The organism is Soonwooa sp., assembly GCF_032062245.1.
In the GTDB taxonomy this organism is placed as follows: Bacteria; Bacteroidota; Bacteroidia; order Flavobacteriales; family Weeksellaceae; genus Soonwooa.
In genome coordinates, this window is the sequence record NZ_DAMBQF010000056.1 from 1 (window position 1) to 3,462 (window position 3,462).

Below are 3,462 nucleotides of genomic sequence, written 5' to 3' on the forward strand. Positions count from 1 at the left end.
GTATTTTGACCAAATTTATTCTATGGGAATTGTTCGAAACTGGTTGCAGCTAACGGAAAAAGTATTGGCGAAGTGCGGGCTTAATTGGACTAAAAGTTCAATTTTGACTGCGTGTAGCCGATGCTTTTTCAGATAAGCTAAGTTAATGAAAAAGATTATATGAAAAGCAACGGCGGCTAAATATTTCTACTTTTTCTACTTTATATTTAACCCCGCATTTTGCCAATACAATGTTAGCTGTAGTTCTTATTGAACTATAGTTTTGAAATATCCTTTCCCTTTATGATTAGTTCTTTGATTTTTGTTTGTTTCTAAAGAAGAAAAATTAACGAATCCATAAATACTATCTCCTTTTTTATAATCTGACTTATTTAGAATGAGTTTCTGATTATTGAAAAAATGTTTTGGAGGTTCTTCCTGAATTTCTTTTCCATTTTCATCTATAAAAACTGCAATATTATCTGTTCCATAATATGGATTGATACTAAATTTTTTGTCAAAATATGTAATATTGAAACCTTTTGAAGAGAATCCAGTTGAATAACCAATATTAATATTTATAGTATCATTAATTATTTTCGCTTCACAAATGTTTTTGTTATTATCATTGTCGTAATTAACAAATGATGTTTTTTTATTATTTGAAAGAGAATCATTATAAAATTCCATTGGATCATAAAAACTACTCATCAATTTTATGCTATCATTTTGAGTTAAGGTTTCATCAAAATCTGTTTGATTCCAATCTTTTTTATTACTACAATTAATAATAAATAACAGTACTAAAAATGGGGAAATTTCTTTTAGACGCTTCGTTTTCATAGAATTACAGCTAACGGAAAAAGTATTTGCGAAGGGCGGGCTAAATTTAACTGAAAGTTCAATTTCGACCGAACGAAGCAAATTGCTTTTTCAGATTGTTAAATTACAAAAAAATACAATATGAAAAGCAAGTTGCGACTAAATGCAACAAATAGTTCTATTAAATATTCAACCCCGCCTTTTGCAAATACTATGTTATCGGCAGTTTTTTTATTCATATTGGATTTCAATTCCTTTTTCTTTATATTTTTTTGCTAATTCTCTAATTTTTATACTATCAAATTTGTTTTCACGGGCATAAATTTTTTCTAGTTTTGGTAAAGTTAAAAGAACATTTGGTAAGTCTTTTAGATTATTTCCATTTACTGCAAGATATTCAAGTGTTTTTATTTCCTTTATTTTGTTTGGAATGCTGTCAATTTCATTAAATCCAATTGTCAAGTCTTTTAATTTTGGGAACTCATAAATATATTTTGGAAATTCTTTAAATGAATTTGAATGAATGTTTAAATATTCTATGTTTTTAAGTTTTAAAAGTCCTTTTGGTAATTCCGTAAGGTTTTGTCCGTTTATATAAACTTTTTTTTGCTCCAAATAACTTTTACCATTTTCATAACCTTTTGCAATATTGTTTTGAATTCTTTTCTCTTCTAATAGTTTACAAATATTATTCGCAATTAAATCCCTAAAATTATAATTAATAATTCCTTTTTCATTTACAGAACCGATTAAATATTCAAATTTGTAGTTTTCTACACCAAAGCAATCATATTTTTCAAAATTTGCTGTTGCAAATGATTTCATAATTTTTTGGGACAAGAACTTATAACTTTGTTTGTATTCTTCTTTTTTAGATGATGTTAAAACAATTCCATTTTCGGGAATATAGATTTTGTTATTTGAAAAGAAATTGTTGGGAAGTTTATCCGCTCCTTTCACATTAAAAATTATTACAAAATTTTTGTTTTTTCCTTTAAATGGTTGTTTCTCTCCATAAAAGTATATTTCTGTTCCGACAGAAAAATGAACGTAATACAAACCGTGTAAAACAAAATATGTTGCAAGCAATATCCACTCAATTTGTATTCTGTTTTTTACATTATTTTTTTTTAGAATAAGACTTGTGATAATTAATAACAAATAAATTCCCCAAATCCAAAGTAAGGTTCCAATTCCCCAAAAGCCAAATAAATACAATATTAAAATTCCTGTAAATGGAATTATGAAAAGACTTAATTTTAATATTGGATTTTTCATTTTATGACGATAGCACTGATAAAATTGCCGATAACGGAAAAAGTATTGGCGAAGAATGGGCTACTTTGCACACATTTTCAAAGAGAAACCGAACTTGAGCAAAAATTTTTTCCGCTGACTAAAATACAAAAAATAAGTTAGCGGAAAAATTTTTTGCGGATACTGCTAAATCAGTTCTCAAAGACAATATTCACCCCGTTTTTCGCCAATACTATGTTATGTGCAGGCGTTTTTTGCGGTTAGAATATTGAATTTTCCAAAGTCCACTCTCCTTTATCTCCCTCAATAAAAACGGAAGCGTCAAAAAGGCAAGGTTTCACATTCGCTTTTTCGCAAAGATTTTGAATTGCGTCGGAAACAAAATTGTAAAAATTCAAATCTTGTAAAGTTGTTGCGGAAACCGTAAGCGGAAAATCTAACTTCGTGTTCAACCACTTTGCAATTCTGCTGTCAATCGGAATTTCGTAAACAGTTAAACCCAAAATTTGCAAAAGATTTCGCGATTGTTTTGGTCCAAAACCTTTCAAGTTGTCTTGAATTTTCTTTGCACAATCTCTTTCCATTTGAATTTGAGATTTCGGATCATTATTTTGAGTTAGAATTTTAGATATTCCGTCAAAAATTTTCCAATCAGATTTCTCCAAATATTCAAAATTCTTGGTTAGAAGATTTGCAATTCTATCATAAAATCTAATTCCTCCAAAATCTTTAAGTTCTTTGGCGACAAATTTTTCTAAATTTTTCGATTGTAATTTGCAAATTTCCAAATCCAATGGAAAATTTTTTGATCCCGAAAATCTTGAAATCGGACTTTCAGCACTCGAATTTTGTTGAGAAGTTAGCAAACAAACTACGATGCTTTTCCAAATTTTGTCTTTTTCTGAAATAATTCCTTTTTTATTTACGTTTTTTTCCAAACGATTTTTGTAGAAGACTTTGTCTTTATTATTGTCAATAAGTTGGTTTACTTTTTCAATATCTTCCTTTTCAATAGTCCAATTCAGTTTCATAATTATAGATTTACATCGTTCTCAGAAATTCCGTTTAAATTCATCAGAGAAAAAACAGTTTCTTCGGCGTTTTTGCAAAGTGAAACCAATCTTTTCACATTAACATCTTGAACAGTTTCAAAATGTTTTAATGTAAAATTATATTTGTCTCCTAAATCAAAGGCGCTTTCCAAATGCTTCATTTCTCCTGACATTGCGAGATTTACAATTTGTGTAAAGATAATATCTCGTGCTTCAACAAGATTTTCAATAGTTTCTAGAATTTGTATTCTATGGTTGCTCATTTTTATTAAAATTTATTGAATTTGTGGGGTGTTCGTGTATTATCCTGAAATAGTTGACACGTTTTTTCAGTTATTTTGAGGTTCTAAAT

The 3,462-nt window shown here is 28.3% G+C and carries 4 protein-coding genes; all 4 read right to left on the reverse strand.

The window, feature by feature from the left end; translation table 11 throughout:
- Positions 1-246: 246 nt before the first annotated feature.
- The 4 genes from RT037_RS13715 to RT037_RS13730 all read right to left on the reverse strand — a co-directional run bounded on the left by RT037_RS13715 (position 247) and on the right by RT037_RS13730 (position 3,373).
- The gene (locus RT037_RS13715; RefSeq protein WP_313032337.1) at positions 247-822 is read right to left on the reverse strand and encodes a hypothetical protein; all 576 of its coding nucleotides are present in this window, start codon (positions 820-822) and stop codon (positions 247-249) included.
- Between the two features lie 210 nt (positions 823-1,032).
- Positions 1,033-2,079 carry a hypothetical protein gene (locus RT037_RS13720; protein WP_313032339.1) on the reverse strand — a complete coding sequence of 349 codons (1,047 nt, stop codon included), beginning with the start codon at positions 2,077-2,079 and terminating at the stop codon, positions 1,033-1,035.
- Between the two features lie 239 nt (positions 2,080-2,318).
- A complete protein-coding gene (locus RT037_RS13725; protein WP_313032341.1) occupies positions 2,319-3,089 on the reverse strand; it encodes a hypothetical protein in 771 nt (256 codons plus the stop codon).
- 2 nt (positions 3,090-3,091) lie between these two features.
- Positions 3,092-3,373: a hypothetical protein gene (locus tag RT037_RS13730; protein WP_313032343.1), complete on the reverse strand. Its 282-nt coding sequence runs from the start codon at positions 3,371-3,373 to the stop codon at positions 3,092-3,094.
- Positions 3,374-3,462: the final 89 nt, after the last annotated feature.